The sequence below is a fragment of the Burkholderia sp. BCC1972 genome (assembly GCF_905339605.1).
GTDB lineage: Bacteria > Pseudomonadota > Gammaproteobacteria > Burkholderiales > Burkholderiaceae > Burkholderia.
This window is the reverse complement of the sequence record NZ_CAJPGH010000018.1, coordinates 147,523-167,856: the sequence shown is the minus strand read 5'-3', so window position 1 is coordinate 167,856 and position 20,334 is coordinate 147,523. Positions and strand designations below refer to the sequence as shown.

Annotated in this window: 10 protein-coding genes and 1 pseudogene; 5 read left to right on the top strand and 6 right to left on the bottom strand. The window is 67.9% G+C overall.

The features are described 5' to 3' along the window. Window positions 1-67 precede the first annotated feature (67 nt). The 3 genes from mgtA to U5798_RS24450 form a co-directional block, all read right to left on the bottom strand. The gene (gene mgtA / locus U5798_RS24460) at window positions 68-2,833 is read right to left on the bottom strand and encodes a magnesium-translocating P-type ATPase (RefSeq protein ID WP_322083488.1); all 2,766 of its coding nucleotides are present in this window, start codon (window positions 2,831-2,833) and stop codon (window positions 68-70) included. Between the two features lie 47 nt (window positions 2,834-2,880). Continuing rightward, a complete protein-coding gene (locus U5798_RS24455) occupies window positions 2,881-3,039 on the bottom strand; it encodes a hypothetical protein (RefSeq protein WP_185658078.1) in 159 nt (52 codons plus the stop codon). Between the two features lie 510 nt (window positions 3,040-3,549). After that, on the bottom strand, window positions 3,550-5,208 hold the full coding sequence (locus U5798_RS24450; RefSeq protein WP_322083487.1) for a S8 family peptidase: 1,659 nt from the start codon (window positions 5,206-5,208) through the stop codon (window positions 3,550-3,552). Window positions 5,209-5,631: 423 nt separating this feature from the next. On the opposite strand from U5798_RS24450, the pseudogene U5798_RS24445 reads away from it, so the two are divergent. The 3 genes and pseudogenes from U5798_RS24445 (at window position 5,632) to U5798_RS24435 (ending at window position 8,611) form a co-directional block, all read left to right on the top strand. Continuing rightward, window positions 5,632-6,524: pseudogene (locus tag U5798_RS24445) on the top strand (glutamate/aspartate ABC transporter substrate-binding protein). 300 nt (window positions 6,525-6,824) lie between these two features. Next, on the top strand, window positions 6,825-8,093 hold the full coding sequence (locus U5798_RS24440; RefSeq protein WP_322083486.1) for a multidrug effflux MFS transporter: 1,269 nt from the start codon (window positions 6,825-6,827) through the stop codon (window positions 8,091-8,093). Further along, complete coding sequence (locus tag U5798_RS24435; RefSeq protein WP_322083485.1) at window positions 8,090-8,611, top strand: GNAT family protein; 522 nt, start codon at window positions 8,090-8,092, stop codon at window positions 8,609-8,611. The genes U5798_RS24440 and U5798_RS24435 overlap by 4 nt, the downstream gene beginning before the upstream one ends. Window positions 8,612-8,664: 53 nt before the next feature. Here the strand turns inward: U5798_RS24435 and U5798_RS24430 are convergent, their stop codons facing one another. The 3 genes from U5798_RS24430 to U5798_RS24420 form a co-directional block, all read right to left on the bottom strand. Beyond that, entirely contained in the window at window positions 8,665-9,354 is a 690-nt protein-coding gene (locus U5798_RS24430; protein WP_322083484.1) for a hypothetical protein, read from the bottom strand. A gap of 255 nt (window positions 9,355-9,609) precedes the next feature. Next, a complete protein-coding gene (pbpC, locus tag U5798_RS24425; RefSeq protein ID WP_322083483.1) occupies window positions 9,610-11,847 on the bottom strand; it encodes a penicillin-binding protein 1C in 2,238 nt (745 codons plus the stop codon). 10 nt (window positions 11,848-11,857) lie between these two features. Next, entirely contained in the window at window positions 11,858-17,902 is a 6,045-nt protein-coding gene (locus U5798_RS24420; protein WP_322083482.1) for an alpha-2-macroglobulin family protein, read from the bottom strand. Window positions 17,903-18,206: 304 nt separating this feature from the next. On the opposite strand from U5798_RS24420, the gene U5798_RS24415 reads away from it, so the two are divergent. Next, window positions 18,207-18,713: a sugar dehydrogenase complex small subunit gene (locus tag U5798_RS24415; protein WP_124446990.1), complete on the top strand. Its 507-nt coding sequence runs from the start codon at window positions 18,207-18,209 to the stop codon at window positions 18,711-18,713. Beyond that, entirely contained in the window at window positions 18,713-20,332 is a 1,620-nt protein-coding gene (locus U5798_RS24410) for a GMC family oxidoreductase (RefSeq protein ID WP_124446992.1), read from the top strand. Before U5798_RS24415 ends, U5798_RS24410 begins: the two co-directional genes overlap by 1 nt. Window positions 20,333-20,334: the final 2 nt, after the last annotated feature.

Below are 20,334 nucleotides of genomic sequence, written 5' to 3'. Positions count from 1 at the left end.
CTGATGCGGCCCGTCGTGTAGTGGCTCGGCGCATGCATCGCGCCGGCACGTTGTTATCCGGACGGAATCAGAACCACTGCTTGTAGCGGCGCACGTAGATCGTCTTGACGATCTGCGCGAGCACGATATAGCCGACCATCGTCGCGGCAAGCCACAGCCAGTAGGTGCCCGGCAGGTGCATGAAGCCGATCGCTTCCGCGAACGGCGAGAACGGCAGCCAGCAGCCGATCGCGATCGCGGTGAAGGTCGACAGCAGCACCGGTAGCGACGCCGTGCTCTGCAGGAACGGGATTTTCTGCGTGCGCAGCAGGTGCACGACGAGCGTCTGCGACACGAGGCTCTCGATGAACCAGCCCGAATTCATCACGATCTGGCCGCCGGTCCCGCCGTTCAGGTGATACAGCGCGCCCGCGCCGAACACGGTCCACATCAGGACGTAGGTCGTGATGTCGAACACCGACGACGTCGGCCCGACCCACAGCATGAAGCGGCTGATGTTGCCGGCTTCCCACTTGCGCGGCTTCTTCAGGAACTCGGGATCCATCTTGTCCCACGGCAGCAGCATCTGCGACGTGTCGTAGATCAGGTTCAGCACGAGCAGCTGCGTCGCGAGCATCGGCTCCCACGGCAGGAACGCGCTGGCGACGAGCACCGAGAACACGTTGCCGAAGTTGGAGCTGGCCGTCATGTTCAGGTACTTCAGGATGTTGCCGAACGTCTCGCGGCCCTTGATCACGCCTTCCTCGAGCACCATCAGGCTCTTTTCGAGCAGGATGATGTCGGCGGTTTCCTTCGCGATGTCGGCGCCGCTGTCGACCGAGATGCCGACGTCGGCGTCGCGCAGCGCGGGTGCATCGTTGATGCCGTCGCCGAGGAAGCCGACCGTGTGGCCGTTTGCCTGCAATGCCTTGACGATGCGCGCCTTCTGCAGCGGCGTGAGCTTCGCGAACACAGTCGTGCGTTCGACGACCCTGGCGAGCGTGTCGTCGTCGAGCGCTTCGATTTCCGTGCCGAGCATCGGCTTGCCCGGTTCGAGGCCGACCTGGCGGCACACCTTCATCGTGACGGTCGGGTTGTCGCCCGTCAGCACCTTCACCGCGACGCCGTTCTCGCGCAGCGCGGCGAGCGCCGGTGCGGCCGATTCCTTCGGCGGATCGAGGAAGGTCAGGAAGCCGCGCACGACGAGATCGTGTTCGTCGGCGGTGCGGTACTGTGCGCGCTCGTCGCCGCGTGCGATCGTGCGCGTCGCGAGCACGAGCACGCGGAAGCCGTCCTCGTTGTAGGCGGTCGCCTGTTCGAGCAGCCGCTTGCGCGCGACGAAGTCGAGCGGGCGTACGCCGTCTTCGTCCTGCACGTGGGTCGACACGGCGAGCATTTCCTCGACCGCGCCCTTGCAGATCAGCAGGTGCGTGCCGTGCCTGTCCTCGACGACGACCGACAGGCGGCGCCGCACGAAGTCGAACGGCAGCTCGTCGATCTTCTTGTAGCCCTGCGGCTTCACGCGTTCGCCGATCTCGTCGGCACGCGCGACGACCGCGATGTCGATCAGGTTCTTCTGGCCGCTCTGGTGGAAGCTGTTCAGCCAGCCGAGCCGCAGGATTTCCTCGTTCTTGTGACCGGACAGGTCGAGGTGGTGTTCGAGGATGATCTTGTCCTGCGTGAGCGTGCCGGTCTTGTCGGTACACAGCACGTCCATCGCACCGAAGTTCTGCACCGAGTTCAGCCGCTTGACCACGACCTTGCGGCGCGCCATCGCGACCGCGCCGCGCGCGAGGTTCGCGCTGACGATCATCGGCAGCATCTCGGGCGTCAGGCCGACGGCCACCGCGAGCGCGAACGTGAGCGCGCTCAGCCAGTCGCCCTTGGTCAGCCCGTTGATCATGAACACGATCGGCACCATCACGAACATGAACTTGATCAGCAGCCAGCTCACGCTCGCGACGCCGCGGTCGAAGCTCGTCTCGATGCGCTTGTGGCTCACGACGTTGCGCGCGAGCGAACCGAAGTACGTGTCCTCGCCGGTCGCGACGACGACGGCCGTTGCCGTGCCGCTGACGACGTTGGTCCCCATGAAGCAGACGTTCTCGAGATCGAGCAGCGACGCCGACGCATCGCTTGCCGGGCCGGCCGCGGTCGTGCTCGCGGTTTTGCCGGCCACCGCGCCGAGCGTGTCGTACTTCTCGACGGGCAGCGCCTCGCCGGTCAGCACGGCCTGGCTGATGAACAGGTCGCGCGACGCGAGCAGGCGCACGTCGGCGGGGATCATGTCGCCGGCCGACAGGTGCACGATGTCGCCGGTCACGACTTCGCGCATCGGCACCTCGCGGCGTGTCGGCTCGGACGTGGCGGTCACGGAACGCTGCACGGTGGCCGTCGTGCGGACCATCGCCTTGAGCTTCTCGGCCGCGCGCAGCGAGCGGAATTCCTGCACGAAGCGCAGCAGCGCGCTGATCGTGACCATCGTCAACAGGATCGTCATGCCGACATAGTCGCGATCGTCGGGCGCCGCGAAGTAGACGTCGGTGCAGAAGCTGATGGCGGCCAGCACCAGCAGCACGTAGACGAACGGGTTGTGGAACGAGAGCAGCAGCTGGCGGGTCCAGTGCGGCGGCTTGTCGTGCGCGATCTCGTTCGGGCCGTAGTGCTGCAGGCGGTCGGCGGCCTGGTCGTAGGTGAGGCCGCGCGTGCTGGTGTGCAGCGCCTTCAGCGTGTCTTCGAGCGGGCGGGCCGCTTCCTGCGCGGCGCGCATGATGCGCGGCTCGTTTTGCCGGCCGGCGCCGGCCTTGATGAAGCCGCGCTGTTTCTTTTGAGAGGTGTTGTGTCGTGTTGTCATGAGTCGCTCCTTGCGCACGAGGCGGCGGGCGGGGAGCGGCCGTGACGTTATCGACGCACGAGCGCTCCCCGCCGCGTCGCGTCAGGCGCGATCGGCTGTGGATCGGTAAAGGCGGGAACGCTCGCCGGCGCGCGTGATGCGGTCGGCATGTCGATGCGCAGCGTCGCACCGGCGAGCGGTAATCGACTACTGTCGTCTGAGTTCATCTGCACTCCTGTCGGTTGCGGATAGTCGGCACGGGCGATCGACGGCGATGCGCGCAACGCGGCGCGCGGCCGGACGGCACGCGAACGGAGAGCGCACGCGGCTGGCGCCGCGCGCGACACGAACGCACACGCGCGACGGCGCGTCGCGTGCATTCGACAACTTCGAAAAATTCGGCGGGAGATCGGGCCAGTACTCAGGCCGGAAGGACGCCGCATCCTGCTTCCCGGGATGCGGCAGAAGACGAGGCTCTGCGCGTTTTCCTCAGGCAGCAGTCGAGTTGGTCAAGCACCAACTACAACTCGCATCGGTGTTCACAGAACACTCCATGTAACTAGACGGGGGCGATGGTAATGGCTCGCCGTGCGAAGCGTCAACCCTTTTGTCAGGCGTTATTTCGAGATACGTGACCGGGTCGATGCGGGCTCGCGGAAGCGCCGGCGGGCCGGCAATGAAGCGGCCGCGCGCATGCCATGCTTGCATGCGTGCGGCCGCTTCGGGCAGGGCGCCGGTTACTGGTTCGCCGACGCGATGGCGGCCCCTGCATCGAGGATGCCCGAGCCTGCAGGCATCGCGGTGCACGACGTGCCGGCTGCCAGCTTCGCCGCGCGCGTGCCGCCTTGCAGCTTCTGCTGGATCTGCGTGGGCGTGAGGTTGCCGTTCACCGACAGCATCAGCGCCGCGACGCCCGACACTTGCGGCGTCGCGAGGCTGGTGCCGTTCGCGAGGCCGTAGGTGTCCGTGCCCGGCGTCGTCGTGCCGGTGTTCGACGTCGACAGGATGTTGACGCCGGGCGCGCTCAGCGACACGTCGGCGCCGAAGTTGCTGAACGATGCACGGCGGCCCGTCGCATCGGTCGCGGCGACGGTGATCACGCCGCGGCAGTTCGCGGGCTGGTCGAGCCCGGTCGACAGGCCGTCGTTGCCGGCCGCGACGATGACGGTCACACCCTTCGCGGTCACGTCGTCGATCGCCTGCTGGAACGTCGTGCTGCATGCGCCGACGCCGCCGAGGCTCAGGTTGATGACCTTCGCGGGCCGCGGGTTCGTCGGGACGCCGTTCACGGCGATGCCGGCTGCCCAGCGCATCCCGTCCGCGATGTCGCTCGTCACGCCGCCGCACTTGCCGAGTACGCGCACCGGCAGGATCTGGCCGAGCCACGACACGCCGGCGATGCCGGTGCCGTTGTTCGCGGTCGCGCCGATCACGCCCATCACGCGCGTGCCGTGCCAGCTGCTGTCGCTCGGCTGGCTCGCGCAGTGATAGTACGGACCGTTGGCGTTGTCGAGTTCCTGCTGCGTGACCCAGTCGCCCGGATCGGTTGCATCGGGGCCGCGCGTCAGGCCGTTGTTGCTGGTGTTGACGTTGCTGATGAAGCTGTAGCCGGACAGCAGGTTGCCGACGAGGTCGCCGTGCGGCCGGTAGCCGGTGTCGAGCACGGCGGTGACGACGGTCGGCGAACCCTTGGTCACGCTCCACGCGGGCGGCAGGTCGATCCCGGCCGTCGGATCGGACAGGTTCCACTGCTGGCTGTAGAGCGGGTCGCTCGGCGTGTCGCGAACCTGCATCGGGTGATCCGGTTCCGCGTAGTCGACATCGCTGTCAGCCGCGAATGCCTGGGCCAGGGCGGCTGCGTCGGCGGCCGCCATGCGCTGGCCGAGCGACAGCACGGCTGCGCCGTTCGAGATCGTCCGCTCGACCTGCACGTTGACCGGCGTTTGCGCGACCGTGCTCGCATAGGCGCGCGCGCTGCCGGCCACCGGCGCCGTCCAGCGCGTCATCGAGCGCTGGATGACCGCATCGAGGCGCGTCCCGTTGTCGACGGCCGCCATCGCACGCGTGGCCGTCAGCGTCTTCAGCTTGACGATCAGGTGATCGACCGGCGGCTCGACCGGTGCCGCCTGCGCAGCCATCTGCACGGCGGCCTGCTGCGTGGCGCATGCATTGCTGCCGGACGAGGCGGGCGGGGTCGTGGGGTTGGTGGGCGCGGGGGCGGGGGCAGGCGTCGGGGCGGGTGCGGGTGAGGCGTTGGACGAAGAGGGGTTGCTGCCGTCGCCGCCGCCTCCGCCGCAACCGGCGAGAGGCAGGAGGGCGGCGGCGGACAGCATGCCGGCGAGCATGCGCGCGTGTGCGGAGCGCGCCAGCGCAAAATTGAAACGTTTGGCTCTCATGTTGAAACTCGATCCTCGTAGATAACCGTCGTGCCGGCGGTGGCGCTGGTCCGGCTGACCCGGACCTAGTCTTTTTTGTCTGACGGTTGCAGCCAGGTTGCTGCGACGCGCCATGCTCTGGGTAACGGCTTGCGCGGCGGCTTCTTGAGTACGTTTCACGAGAAAAACAGGGGTGGCCGCAAACGATTACGTTGGTGCGCTGCGGCATGAACGCGCGTTTGGAACGCGTGGCACAGAGGATGGCGGCGCGGCCGCGCGCGGCCGGTCGGGTCGAATGCGCCGCCTCGACGCGATTGGCGCGGCACGGAAAACGTCTTTCACGGCGCGGCCGGGGCGGAAGGTCGCTTACGCTTTCCCTGATGCGACGCGAATATTGACGGAGGTAGGATCGCGATTCGATCAACGTTTCATCAGGAGAAAAGCATGGATCGCCGCTTCCGTTTGCTGGCTGTCGCGCTGTCCTGTGCACTGGCGGGTGCCGCGCACGCGCAGGCCCTCACCGGTACGCTGAAGAAGATCAAGGACACGGGCATCGTGTCGCTCGGCATTCGCGAATCGTCGGTGCCGTTCTCGTATTCGGACAACCAGCAGAAGAACATCGGCTACTCGCGGGACATCGCGTCGCGCATCATCGACCAGCTGAAGACGGAACTGAACGTGCCGAACCTCGCGGTAAAGGAAATTCCGATCACGTCGCAGAACCGGATTCCGCTGCTGCAGAACGGGACGATCGATTTCGAATGCGGATCGACGACCAACACGCTCGAGCGGCAGAAGCAGGCCGCGTTCTCGAACAGCATCTTTCTCTACGGCATCCGTTTCAGCACGCGCAAGGATTCGGGCGTGAAGGACTTCACGGACCTGGCCGGCAAGACGGTCGCGACCACGGCCGGCACGTCGGACGAGCGTCTGCTGCGCAAGCTCAACGAGGAGAAGGCGATGAACATGACGATCATCAGCGCAAAGGATCACGCCGAAGCGTTCATGAACGTCACGACCGGGCGGTGGCGTTCGTGATGGACGAGCCGCTGCTGTACGGCGAGATCGCGAAGGATCGCAACCCGGGCGCGTATACGGTGACGGGCACGCCGCTCGTCCACGAGAACTACGCGTGCATGATGCGCAAGGACGATCCGGCGTTCAAGCATGTCGTCGACGGCGTGATCGCGAAAATGCAGACGTCGGGCGCGGCCGAGAAGCTCTACAACCAGTGGTTCACGCAACCGATTCCGCCGAAGGGCGTGAGTCTCGACTATCCGCTGTCGGCGGAGATGAAGCAGCTGTTCAGGAATCCGACGGACCAGGCGCAGTATTGATCCGGTCGTCGCAATGAAATGCCGCCGGCGCGTGCCGGCGGTTCGGGAGCGGGGCGAAACGCGCCGGGTGTCGAGTTGACGATCGGCTCGTGCGGAGGCGGGCCGTTGCGATGACGGATTCATCCCGGCTAGCGCCTTCCGGGATGTGCCACCATCGGCATTCAACCTCGCGCGCGCCATGGGAATCCTGTCGCCCGATGCAACAACGGGCACAATACAGGATTCGCCACGACCGCACGCATGTTCGTTATTCGAACATTGGCGGCGCGTCATTGCTGCCCGAGATCCTTCCCAGTCGTCATGAACGCCACGCCCACCCCGGCGCGCGAGTCGAACTCGCCGCGCTTCCTGCTGTTCCTGATCTGCCTGTTTGCGTCCGCCGGTCAACTCGCCATCGACATTTACGTGCCCGCGCTGCCCGACATGGCGCGTTCGTTCGCGACCACGCCGCAGGCGATCCAGTCGAGCGTGTCCGGCTACATGGCGGCCTATGCGCTCGGCCAGCTGATCTTCGGGCCGATCGCCGACGCGTACGGCCGCAAGCGCGTGCTCGCGTTCGGGCTCGTGATCTACACGATCGGCTGCCTGCTGTCGCTCGGCGCGCCGAATCTCGAGACGTTCATCCTGGCGCGCTGCCTGCAGGGCTTCGGGATCGCGACCACCAACCTGCTGGCGAAGGCGATCATCACCGATTCGTTCTCGGGCCAGGCGCTGATGCATGCGTTCACGTACATGTCGATCGCGTGGGGGCTCGCACCGATCATCGCGCCGGTGATCGGCGCGCACCTGCAGGAATGGTTCGGCTGGCGCGCGTGCCTCGTGTTCCTGCTGGTGTATTCGCTGGCGATGTGGGCACTGCTGTGGCACTACCGCGAAACCTTGCCCAAGCCGGTGCATCTCGAGCCGCGCACGCTGATGACGAACGCGGGCAAGGTGCTGGCGAGCCCGGTGTTCCAGAGCTGCTTCCTCGCACAGGGGCTGTGCTACAGCATCCTGCTCGTGTTCAACATCGTCGGGCCGTTCATGGTGCAGACCACGTTGCACAAGCCGCCGACCTTCTTCGGCTATCTCGCGCTCGGGATCGGGCTGATGTACTTCCTCGGCGGCCTGTCGAACCGGATTCACGGGCGCGGGCTGCCGAGCGCCGAGCAACGGCTGCGCATCGGCGCGCGCGTGATGGCCGGCGCATCGGTCGCGATGCTGGTGCTCGCGCTGACCGTCGGCCTGCGCGTGTGGACGCTCGCGACGCCGGTGCTCGTGATGGGCTTCTGCGCGGGCGCGATGTATCCGACGCTGATGGCCAAGGGCAATTCGCTGTTTCCGCATATCGCCGGGCTGACGAGCGCGATCCTCGGCTGCGCGCTGCTGCTCGTGTCGTCCGCGATGATGGGCCTCGCCGGTTTCGTGTCGATCCACGTGCTGACGCCGCTTGCGGTGTTCTTCGTCGCGCTGTCGTTCATCGTCGTGTGGATGGTGACGAAGCTGCTGCGCTACCTGTCGCAGCAGCAGGCCGCGCCGGTCGCGTGCCGGAGCGGGGAGGCCGCGCAAGCGCTGCCTGCCGACCGATGAATCGAATCCTGCTGAACCGCGTCGCCCGATCCGACGCCGCCGACCTGATCGCCGCCAACCGCGCGAGCCGGAGTCATCATCTGCCGTGGGTCGACTCGTTCGTCGACCAGGCGGGATTCGACCAATGGTTCAACCGCTGCCTGACGGGGCCGAACGTCGGCCTCGTCGCGCGCGATCGGGCTTCCGGCGTGGTGGTCGGTGTCGTGAACCTTAACGAGATCGTCGGCGGCGTGTTTCAGAGCGCGTATCTCGGGTACTACGGGATGGCGGATTTCAGCCGCAAGGGGCTGATGACGGATGCGCTGCGCGCGGCGATCGCCGTCGCATTCGGCGAGCTGGGACTGCATCGGCTCGAAGCGAACATCCAGCCCGGCAACCACGCGTCGATCGCGCTGGTGCGGCGGCTCGGCTTTACGAAAGAAGGCTTTTCGCCGCGCTATCTGCGTATCGGCGGCGAATGGCGCGACCACGAACGGTGGGCGCTGCTGGCCGACAACGAGAGCGCTGTGGACGCGTGAAGCCCGATGCCGCTCCCGCTCCCGCTCCCGCTCCCGCTCCCGCGTCAGGCCGCTTACAGCGGATGCGCGGCGCCGGCCTGTGTCAGTAACGACACGGCGGCAGGATCCGGCTGCCCGTTCGAATCGATCGCGCCGGCCTTCGCCAGCGCGACGAGGTCGCTGTCGACGCCCGGTTGCCCGACCACGAACGATGTGGTCAGGAACGCCGGCGCCGCGAGCGTGACCGCATAGCGCTGCTGCAGGTTCGACACCACGGCCGATTGCGCGGCCTGGACCGCGTTCGGATCGTTCATCACCTGCTGATCGTGCAGGCTGCCCTGGAAATTGCCGATCAGCCCGGCCGTGTTCGTGCCGAGCTGTGCCGCGAGATAGACCAGCATCAGCTCGGTCTCGGGCGTCGTGTTGAAGGTGCCGCCCGCATAGGCAAGCGAATGCAGGCTCGTGCCGCCCGACGCCACGGTGATGACGCACGGCAGCGTCGCGTTGACCGTCACGCGGTAGTTGCCGCCGCCGTCCGTCAGCGTCGTGGCCGAGCCGGCCGCGCAACTGACCGTCACCTGCGCGCTCGCGAGCGCGCCGCCCGTCGCGGCCGTACCCGACAGCGCGACGGTCTGCGTGTTGTTGTTGAAGCAGGCATCGACGCCGAAGCAGGCATCGCCGTTGCACGCCTGGAGGGCTGCGAGCGTTGCAACGCACAAGGCGCCCAGCGCGGGGCGGGTGAAGCGTTCGTGGCGAATGTTCATGGTCGCGTGCAGTCGGGAGAATGGGGCAACCGGCGAGCGTCGGGAATACGGCGCTGTTCTCATTCTATGTCCCGAATCGGCGTGCTGCTTGGCTGTTCGAATGGTTGGCGGCTTGACCCGCCCAGTCGGGCGATCGGGTGGCAAGCGATCCGGCAGCGTGGGCAGGCAGCGCTCCAAACAACCGCCTGGGCACTCGACTCCTACGCCCAGCCGCCGAACGCGAACACGGCCGGCCAATAAGGCCGGCTCGCCGGCTCACGGCTTGCGCGCGGCCGCTTTCGCGAATGCGCCGCGCACCTCGAAGCTGATCGTATCCGCGACGTTGCCGCGCGCATCGACGAGTTCCAGCCGGTGCCGGCCCGGCCACGGCAGCCACGCGATACGGTCGGCATGCCCGATCACCTTGTCGTCGAGCCGCCACGCGAACTTCGTCGCGCGTCCGGCCGAGCGCTCGAACCAGATCCGCTGATTCTTCGGCGGAATGTCGGGGTCGATCGCGAAGATCGTGCCGTCGGTCGGCGCGCCGATCGTCAGCGGCGCGCGCGCACCGTCCTTGCCCGGCGTGACGGGTGCCGCGAGCTTGATCGTGTCGACCGCCGTCCCGGCGAGGAACCACTCGTTGCGTGCCGGCTCGATGTCGCGCTCGAACGCGATGCGGCGCGTCTCGACGCCGGCCGGCGCGCGCGGCGCGTGGCTCGGCAGGTCGCGGTGGAGGTAGCCGACGACAGCCGACCACACGGGCGACGCGCCCGTGACGCCAGACACGTCCCACATCGGCGAGCCGTCCGCATTGCCGACCCACACGCCGACCGTATAGCGCGACGTGTAGCCGACCGTCCAGTTGTCGCGCATGTCCTTGCTCGTACCGGTCTTGACCGCCGAGAAGAAGCGCGTCGCGAGCGGGTTGTCGAAGCCGAACGTGCGGACGCGCGCGTTGTTGTCCGACAGGATATCGGTGACGACGAAGCTGGCCGCCTCGCTGAATACGCGAGTGCCGCTGTCCACCCGTACGGGGGCCGATGCGCCGGACGCCGGTGCCGGTGCGGGCAGGTCGACCACCTGGCGCGCGACGCCGCCGTTCGCAAGCGCGCGATACGCATTGGTCAGGGACAGCAGCGTGACGTCCGCACTGCCGAGCGCGAGGCTGAAGCCGTAGTAGTCGCCTTCCTGCGCGAGCGGCAGGCCGAGCGCGGTCAGCGTGCGCGCGAAGCGGTGCGGCGTGACGAGCACGAGCGTGCGCACGGCCGGCACGTTCAGCGAGCCGCCGAGCGCGCTGCGCACGCTCACCCAGCCCTTGAAATCCTTGTCGTAGTTCTGCGGAATGTAGAGGCCGCCGCCGGCGGCGAGGTTGATCGGCGCATCGTCGAGCAGCGACGCGGCCGTCAGCCGCTTTTCGTCGAGCGCCTGCGCGTAGAGGAACGGCTTGAGCGTCGAGCCGGCCTGGCGCGGCGCGAGCACGGCATCGACGTCGCGCGCGCTCGACAGCGCACCCGACGACCCGACCCATGCGCGGATCTCGCCGGTCGCGTTGTCGATCACGACCACCGCGCCGTCCTGCACGTTGCGCCGGTGCGCGGGCGCGTTGAGCTCGGTCAGCGCGCGCACCAGCGTGTCGCGCGCGAAGCGCTGCAGCGGCGCATCGAGCGTCGTGCGCACCTGCGCGCCGGCCGCCGGCTTGACTTCGGCCGCGATGCGACGCGCGAAGTGCGGGGCGAGGGCGGCGCCGTCGTCGCGCACCGCGTTGGCCGGGCGCGCGACGACGAGCTGCACGTAGCCGTCGAGTGATGCGCACGCCTGCTCGGCATGCATGTCGCGCAGGATCCGGCACGCACGCTCGGCGATCTTCGCGGGCGCCGCGTTGGGCGCGCGCACGAGCGCGGCCGCGATCGCGGCTTCGCGCGCGTCGAGGCCCGACGGCGCCTTGCCGAACAGCACCTGCGACAGCGCACCGAGCCCCACGGTCTCGCCGCGGAACGGCACCAGGTTCAGGTACGCCTCGAGGATCCGGTCCTTGCGCCAGCCGCGTTCGAGCAGCAGCGCATTCATCGCCTGCGTGGCCTTCTGCGGCAGCGAGCGCTGGCCCGAGCGGCGCGGCGAATCGCTGAGCAGCCCGGCGAGCTGCATCGTGACGGTCGACGCGCCGCGCGTGCGCTCGTTCCACAGGTTGCCCCACGCGGCGCCGGCGATCCCGCGCCAGTCGACGCCGCTGTGTTCGTAGAAGCGCTTGTCCTCGGACACGACGATCGCCTCGCGAAACGCGGGCGAGACATCCGCGAGCGACACCCAGTCGCCGCGCCGTTCGGTGAGGTCGACGCGCGTGCGCTGCAGCGGCGTGCCGTCGCGCGCGAGCAGCACCCAGTCGGAACTGCGCCAGTTGCGGCGCACATCGTCGTAGCCGGGCAGCGCATGCGCGACCAGCGGCGCCGCCAGCACGACGGCGACGAATACGCGGCCGGCGAAACGCGCCGGCCGCGGCCATGCCAGATCGATCATCACGTTCTCGTTACTTGCCCGCGTCGGCTGCCTTCACGGTCATCGGCGGGTTCGGCCACAGGCCGTACACGGACGGTGCGTACAGCGCCTCGACGCGCGTCGGCGGCAGCCCGAACGTGCCGACGTTGTTCAGCCGTACCGTGTACTCGACCGAGAATTTGCCCTTCGGCAGATAGTCGTAGTACGCACGGTAGCCGTCGAAATCGCGCTCGATGAACGCCGGCCACGCGCCGTCCGGCGTTTTCTCGCCCTGCGTCGCCGCTTCCGAATCGCGGCCGAGCCCCGAGCCGAGGATCGTCGCGCCGGCCGGGATCGGATCGTTGACGGCAACCCACGTCATGTCGCTCTGCGCATCGATATCGAGATGTACGCGTACGACGTCGCCGCGCGTCAGCACACCCTTGACGGCCGGCGACACGGGCGTGACGGTCTTCGTGATCCGGTAGCCGGCCGCGAACGGCGAGCGCAGCGGCACGGCCGCGAGGCTCTCGACCGTCGCCCACGGGCGCCCCGTGCCGTCCTGCGTGACGGACAGCGTGGCCGGCCCCTGCGACGCGCGCGGCCACGGCAGCATCACGCTGCGCGCGGCGGCGGCGCGGGTCGCGGGCGTGGCGGACGCGGACGTATCGGCGGGTGCGGCGGGTGCCGCTTGCGACCACGAGATCGAGCGCTCGTCGCCGCCCAGCGCGACCTTCGTCGCACCGGCGACCGGCGTGCTCTCGTAGGTACGCGAGAAGCGCTCGACCGCGAGCAGCCCGAGTGCATTCGACGTCGTCGTCTGCCATGCGCCCTGGCGCTGCAGCGCGAGCAGGCCGGCCGTGACGCGCGGCATCTCGTCCTTCCACGCCGGGTCGCCCGCGAATTCCAGCGCGAGACGGGCAGCATTGGTCTCGTTGCTGGTCATCAGCCACCACAGGTCGTCGTCGCGCGCGGTCGAGAACACGAGCTGCGTGCCCTGGTACGTGAGGCGCGCACGCAGGATCTGCTCGACCTGCGCGCGTTTCTCCTCGCGTTGCGGGATGTCCTTCACGCGCGTCAGGATCGCGTGATAGTCGATCACGGCCGACGTTGGCCACTGGTTCGGCGCGATCTCGATCGAGCCGAGCATGCGGCCTTGCGCGGCACCGTAGCGCGACAGCGCCTCGATCGCGGCGAGCTTGCGCAGGTCGCGATCCTGGCGCGGCGCCCACGCGTTGCGCTCGATGCGGCCGTCGACGAAGCGCGCAAGCCCGGCCTCGAGCTGCGTGCGTACATCCTCCGGCAGCGCGAAACGCGGATCGAGGCGGCTGGCTTCGTCGGACACCACGAGCAGGTATGACGACAGCGTCGGGCTGCCGTGGTGCGAATCGTCGGACGACGGCGGGAAGTAGCTCGCGAGCCCGTCACCGTCGAGGTAGACGGGCATGCGGGCGACCAGCGCCTGCCATTGCGCCGGGTCGCGCAGGCCGATCGCGCGCGACGTCTGCTGTTCGAGGCAGCGGTACGGATAGCGCTCGAACCAGCGCCGCACGCCCGGCAGGCCGTCGGCGAGCTTCGACTGCAGCGACACGGCGATGCCGCCGCGCGGTGAACCTTGCGCGTTGTTCACGGCGCCGGCCGGGGCCGATACGGGCACCGTCAGCGTGCCGTCGACCTGCGCGAGCGTCGCCTGCTGCACCGTTACGGGCAGCGCGGGCACGACCTTCTGCGCGACCGCCAGCGCGTCGGACGCGCGCTTGCCGCCTTGCTCGGCCGCCTCGATGCGCCAGTTCAGCGCACCGGCCGCGTCGAGCGCCTGCTCGGGCACGGTGATCGTCCACGCGACCTCGGTCGCCGTATTGGCGGCGAGCGACACGGTCTGCGGCGCGACCTCGAGGCCCGTCACGCGCGGCGTCACGACGACCTGCATCGCGCGATCGGTCGTGTTGCGCAGCGTGACCTGCGCGCGGAACGCGTCGCCTTCGCGCACGAGCGGCGGCAGGCCGGAGATCAGCTGCAGATCCTGCGTGCTGCGGATCGACGTGCTGCCCGTGCCGAAGCGGTCGGCGCCGACCGCCGCGATCGCGACGATCCGGAAGCGCGTGAGCGCGTCGTTCAGCGGGACTTCGACCGTCGCGCTGCCATTCGCATCGAGCGTCACGCGCGGGTTCCACAGCAGCAGCGTGTCGAACAGCTCGCGCGTCGGCGCGCTGCCGCCCCCGCCGCCGGCCGGCACGGCCTTGCGGCCGAAGTGGCGGCGGCCGACGATCTCCATCTGCGCGGTGGCCGTCTCGACGCCGTAAGCGCGCCGGCGCAGCATCGCGTCGAGCAGGTCCCAGCTGTTGTTCGGCATCAGTTCGAGCAGCGCCTCGTCGACGGCCGCGACGGCGATCTGCGTGCCGGCCGGCGCGGGCTGGCCGTTCGGCAGCGTGACCTTCACGTGCGCCTGCGCCTTGCTGCGTACCGTGTAGCGCGTCGCGTCGGTCGTCACGGTCACGCCGAGACGGTGGACGCCCGTGCCGACCTTGATTTCGCCGAGGCCGTAGCGGAACGCGGGCTTCGACAGGTCGACGAACGCGGTCGGCGCTTCATAGTGACGGCCTTCGCGCCAGAACGCGCGCGCCCATTCGACCGGCGCCTTCCAGCCCCACGTGAAGAACGAGTACCACGGCACCTCGCGAATCCGGCCGCGCAGCGCGAGCACCGACACGTAGACGTTCGGCCCCCACGATTCGCCGACCTTCAGGTCGACGGTCGGGTTCTTGCCGTTCAGCTCGACGATGTGCGTTTCCATCACGCCGCCGCGTTCGACCGCGACGAGCGCCGTTGCATAGCGGAACGGCATCCGCACCTGGAAGCGGGCCGTTTCGCCCGGTTCATACGACGTTTTTTCGGGGATCACGTCGATCCGGTCGGTGTTGTCGCCGCCGAACCAGAGCTCGTCCTCGCGCGTGACCCACACCGACGTCGATGCATTCGACGTGCGGCCGTCGCCGTCCTTCGCGACCGCGATCAGCTGCACGTTGCCGGCCTGTTCGAGCGTCGCGTCGCAGGCCATGCGGCCCTTGTCGTCGGTCTTGCCCGAGCACAGCACGCCGAGGTCGCGCGTGTCGTTCTTGTTGTCGTACGCATAGAAGCCGCCGACCACCCGCTTGCGCGACGACGTCGTGATGTGCGCGACGCCCTTGATCTCGATCGGCACCGAGGCGCGCGGCTTGCCTTGCAAATCGACCGCCAGCGCCTGCACCGGCACGCGCTGGCCGACCGACACCCAGCGGCCGGCCTTGATGCCGGCGACCACCGCGGCCGGCCACAGGATCGTGTCGCCGCGGATCGTCTGCACTTCGCCGTTCGGGTCCGCGAACGTCGCTTCGAGCGCGATGCGCTTCGGCGCATCGACGTCCGGCAGGCCCTTGAGCGTGACCGAGCCGGCGCCGTTGCGGTCGAGCGTCAGCGGCAGCTTGTCGGCGATCAGCTTCGTCGCATCGGGGTCGTGGTTCGAAGACGACGACGCGTTGTCGCCGTCCTGCGAATCGTCGTCGGCGTTGCCGTCGCTCGCGTCGGGACGATACGGCGTGAAGCTGAAGTCCTCGAAGCGATCGGCGAACGGCGGCGATGCCCACTTCATCAGCGCCGACACCTGCACGGGCAGGTTCGATGCGCCGCCGCCCGACACGTAGTCGATCTGCACCGCGAGCGGCGCTTCCTTCACGGCGACGAGCGGGCTCTTCTGCGCGTCGCGCGCGCCGATCGAGCCTTTCAGCACCGGCAGGCGGAACGCCTCGACGCGGAAGCTGCCGCTGTAGTAGGTCGCGGTCGGGGCATCTTCCGGGCCGCCTTCGAGCTCGACGCTGTATTCGCCGAGCTTCGCGGCGGCCGGCAGCGTGAACTGCGTGTCCGCGCTATGGTCGGCCGCCCACGTGAGCGGCAGCTTGTATGTCTGGCCGGTGCCGAGATGACGGATCGTCACGCGCGTCGGGTATTGCGACGGGAACGCGAGGCTCTGCAGCGTTTCGGCGCGGATGAAATGCTTCATCGACACGGTTTCGCCGGCGCGCAGCAGCGTGCGGTCGAACACCGTATGCGCACGCACGGTCGGCGCGCTGTCGGTATCGGTCGGCACGTTGAAGCGCCACGATTCGATCCCGCGGTTCCAGCCCGAGCTGACGAACGCCATGTCGGGGCCCGTCTTCGGATCGTCGACGCGGGCCGACACGAAGTAGTCGTCGTAGCGCTGCTCCGACGAACTGCACGCGCGCTTCGGCTCGAACGGCCCGTCGATCTTCAGCAGGCCCTGCGCGTCGGTCTTGCCGGCCGCGATTTCATCGCCGTTGCAGTCCGACACGCGGATCTGCGCGTTCGGCACCGGCTTGCCCTTGTCGAGCGTCGTGACCCACACGAGATTGTTCTCGCGGCCCTGTTTCAGGTGCACGCCGAGGTTCGTGACGAGCACGGTGGTGCGCACGTACATGCTCGACGGCTTCGCGAGCAGCGAGCGGCCGAGCGCGGGTGACGCGAGTTCGAGCACGTAGAAGCCGGGTTTGTCGATCGGCACGCCGACCACCTCGAACGGGCGCAGCGTCTTCGGGTTGGCCGGCGGCAGCGTCATCGTCTGCGCGCCGGGCTCGCCCTTGAGCAGCGACAGCGAGCGCACGTCGATGCGGCGGTTCTTCGGCGCGGGCTGCTTTTCGCCGGCCTCGAGCGGCACGTAGACGGGGTGCTGGCCCTTGCGGTCGAGCAGGCCGGGAATCTGGCTGTCGATCGAGCCGGCCGTCATCGACCAGTTGTCGAAGCGGTCGACGGTGCGCATCCACTGGCGGATCGCCGTGTCGTTCTCGACCTTCAGGTTCGCGAATTGCGCGCCGCCTGCGTTGAGGCCCGCGATATGCAGGTCGGCTTCGACGTTGCGCAGCGTGACGGGCACGAGCGCGGGCGTATCGGGTTCGGCGAAGCGCTCGACGATCCCGAAGGTGCCCGACGAGAATTTCGCGAGCGGCGGCATCGGCGCGGTGCGCGTGGCCAGCGGGAACAGGTCGGCATTGGACAGCGAGCGGTCGGTGATGTCGCGCAGGCCCGACGGCAGTTCGATCGTCAGGCCGGCCTGCGCGGGCAGCGGCGGGTTGAACGTGACGGTCGTCACTTCCTCGCTGTGGTCGTCGGCCGCGAAGGTCGGGTTCAACGTGCCGTCGGGGCCGCGCAGCTTGATCGCTTCGGCGTTCTTGCGCGAGATCGGCGCGTTGAACGACAGCGTGAGCGGGCGCAGCGGCGTGCAGGGCGCCTTCGCGTTCTCGCGTTCGCACGAGAAGCTCGCGGCGAACGGCGCGCGCACGGTGAAATCGAAGCGTCGCTCGGTCTCGTTGGCGATGCCGCTCGGGCTCGCGACACCCTTGCCGTACACGAGCTGCATCTTCGCGCTCGCCGGCAGCGCCTGCGAGCACGACAGCGTCAGCACGCGCGCCGCCTCCTTCTTCAGCCCGAAATGATCGAGCAGTGCGTTGCGTGCATCGTCGTCGGCCGCCGTGACGGGAATGCGGTTGCCGATGCCGGCCGCTTCGCACCAGATGTTCGCGAGTGCCGAACGCGGCTCGGCCGGGCCGTTCAGCTTCATGACGAAGACCTGGCGTTCCTCGATCTCGCGCGAGCCGGGGCGCACCGACACCGGGAACGGGCCGCCCGTCTGGAACGTGAAGCGGCGCGGGCCGCTCGCCGCATTGCCGGCGACCGAGCGCAGCGAGTCGTTGAGCGCAACCGAGCAGCGCACGCCGGGCGGCAGGTCGTTTTCGAAATCGTAAACCCAGGTCTTGTCGTCGAGCCAGTGACCCTGGCCGCGCGCGGCCGTCGAGTCGTTGCAGGTCACGCGTGCGGGATTCGGCGCGGAGGCCGAGCCGAACGCGACCATCGGTTCGTCGAACTTGACGACGCTCTGCCGGACTTCGGTGACGGTGCCTTGCGGCGATACGCTCACCGTGCGCGCCGCGCCCGCATGCAGCGACAGCGCCGCGGCGCCGCCGAGCACCGCGACGGCGCCGATGCGCCAGAGCAGCCGGGTGGTGTGGTTGGTTCGATTTGCTTTGTTGTGTTTGTCGCGCTGCTTCATCGCTCGATTGCCCTCGGAGGGAAGCTTTCTGTTTGATTGCACGCGATTCTAACCGACCGTCATGGACGCGCATCGCGGTGCGCAGAGTGTCGCCCGCACGCGACACGGGTGCCGGTGCCGCAGATTTGTCGCGCCGACGACACAAAAATGCAGCGAAATGTCGATTGTCTCGGATTGCGGAACATTTAATGGACTATAAAAAGATTGTTCGATCCGATTTGTGCGCGTACATTTCAGGTCCGCGCCAATGTTTGAGAAATATCAAGCGTGGTTTTCCCGAATCCGGTGTTCGAGAGAAGGAAACATGCACAACGACAACACTCCCCACTCGCGTCGCGAAAGCGACGCAACCACAAGCGGCATCACGCGGCGTCAATGGCTGCAGGGCGCACTGGCGCTGACGGCGGCGGGCCTCACGGGCTCGCTGGCGTTGCGGGCCCTGGCCGACGACCCCGGCACTGCGCCGCTCGATACGTTCATGACGCTCTCCGAAGCAGTGACCGGCAAGAAGGGGCTGAGCCGCGTGCTCGGCGAACGCTTCCTGCAGGCCTTGCAGAAGGGCTCGTTCAAGACGGCCGACAGCCTGCCGCAACTCGCCGGCGCACTCGCGTCCGGTTCGCTGAATCCCGATCAGGAAGCGCTCGCGCTGAAGATTCTTGAAGCGTGGTATCTCGGCATCGTCGACAACGTCGTGATTACCTACGAAGAAGCATTAATGTTCAGCGTCGTATCCGATACGCTCGTGATTCCCTCGTATTGCCCCAACAAACCCGGCTTCTGGGCCGAAAAACCGATCGAGAGGCAAGCCTGATGGCCGATACCGATACGCAAAAAGCCGACATCGTCGTCGTCGGATCGGGTGTCGCAGGCGCGATCGTCGCCCACCAGCTCGCGATGGCGGGCAAGTCCGTGATCCTGCTGGAAGCCGGCCCGCGCATGCCGCGCGGGGAAATCGTCGAGCGCTTTCGCAACCAGGTCGACAAGACCGATTTCATGGCGCCGTACCCGTCGAGCGCATGGGCGCCGCATCCGGAATACGGCCCGCCGAACGACTACCTGATCCTGAAGGGCGAGCACAAGTTCAACTCGCAGTACATCCGCGCGGTGGGCGGCACGACGTGGCACTGGGCCGCGTCGGCGTGGCGCTTCATCCCGAACGACTTCAAGATGAAGACGGTGTACGGCGTCGGCCGCGACTGGCCGATCCAGTACGACGACCTCGAGCATTACTACCAGCGCGCCGAGGAAGAACTTGGCGTGTGGGGCCCGGGCCCCGAGGAAGACCTGTACTCGCCGCGCAAGCAGGCGTACCCGATGCCGCCGCTGCCGCTGTCGTTCAACGAGCAGACCATCAAGAGCGCGCTCAACGGCTACGACCCGAAGTTCCACGTGGTGACCGAACCCGTCGCGCGCAACAGCCGCCCGTACGACGGCCGGCCGACCTGTTGCGGGAACAACAATTGCATGCCGATTTGCCCGATCGGCGCGATGTACAACGGCATCGTCCACGTCGAGAAGGCCGAGCAGGCCGGCGCGAAGCTGATCGACAGCGCGGTCGTCTACAAGCTCGAGACCGGGCCGGACAAGCGCATCGTCGCCGCGATCTACAAGGACAAGACCGGCGCGGACCATCGCGTCGAGGGCAAGTACTTCGTGATCGCCGCGAACGGTATCGAGACGCCGAAGATCCTGCTGATGTCCGCGAACCGCGATTTCCCGAACGGCGTCGCGAACAGTTCCGACATGGTCGGCCGCAACCTGATGGACCATCCGGGCACCGGCGTGTCGTTCTACGCGAACGAGAAGCTGTGGCCGGGCCGCGGCCCGCAGGAGATGACGTCGCTGATCGGCTTCCGCGACGGCCCGTTCCGTGCGACCGAAGCCGCGAAGAAGATCCACCTGTCGAACATGTCGCGCATCAACCAGGAGACGCAGAAGATCTTCAAGGCCGGCAAGCTGATGAAGCCCGCGGAGCTCGACGCGCAGATCCGCGACCGTTCGGCGCGCTACGTGCAGTTCGACTGCTTCCACGAAATCCTGCCGCAGCCCGAGAACCGCATCGTGCCGAGCAAGACGGCCACCGACGCGGTCGGCATCCCGCGGCCCGAGATCACGTATGCGATCGACGATTACGTGAAGCGCGGCGCCGTGCACACGCGCGAGGTCTACGCGACGGCCGCGAAGGTGCTCGGCGGCACCGAAGTCGTCTTCAATGATGAATTCGCGCCGAACAACCACATCACGGGCGCGACGATCATGGGCGCGGATGCACGCGACTCGGTCGTCGACAAGGACTGCCGCACGTTCGACCATCCGAACCTGTTCATCTCGAGCAGTTCGACGATGCCGACCGTCGGTACGGTGAACGTGACGCTGACGATCGCGGCGCTGGCGCTGCGGATGTCGGACACGCTGAAGAAGGAAGTCTGACC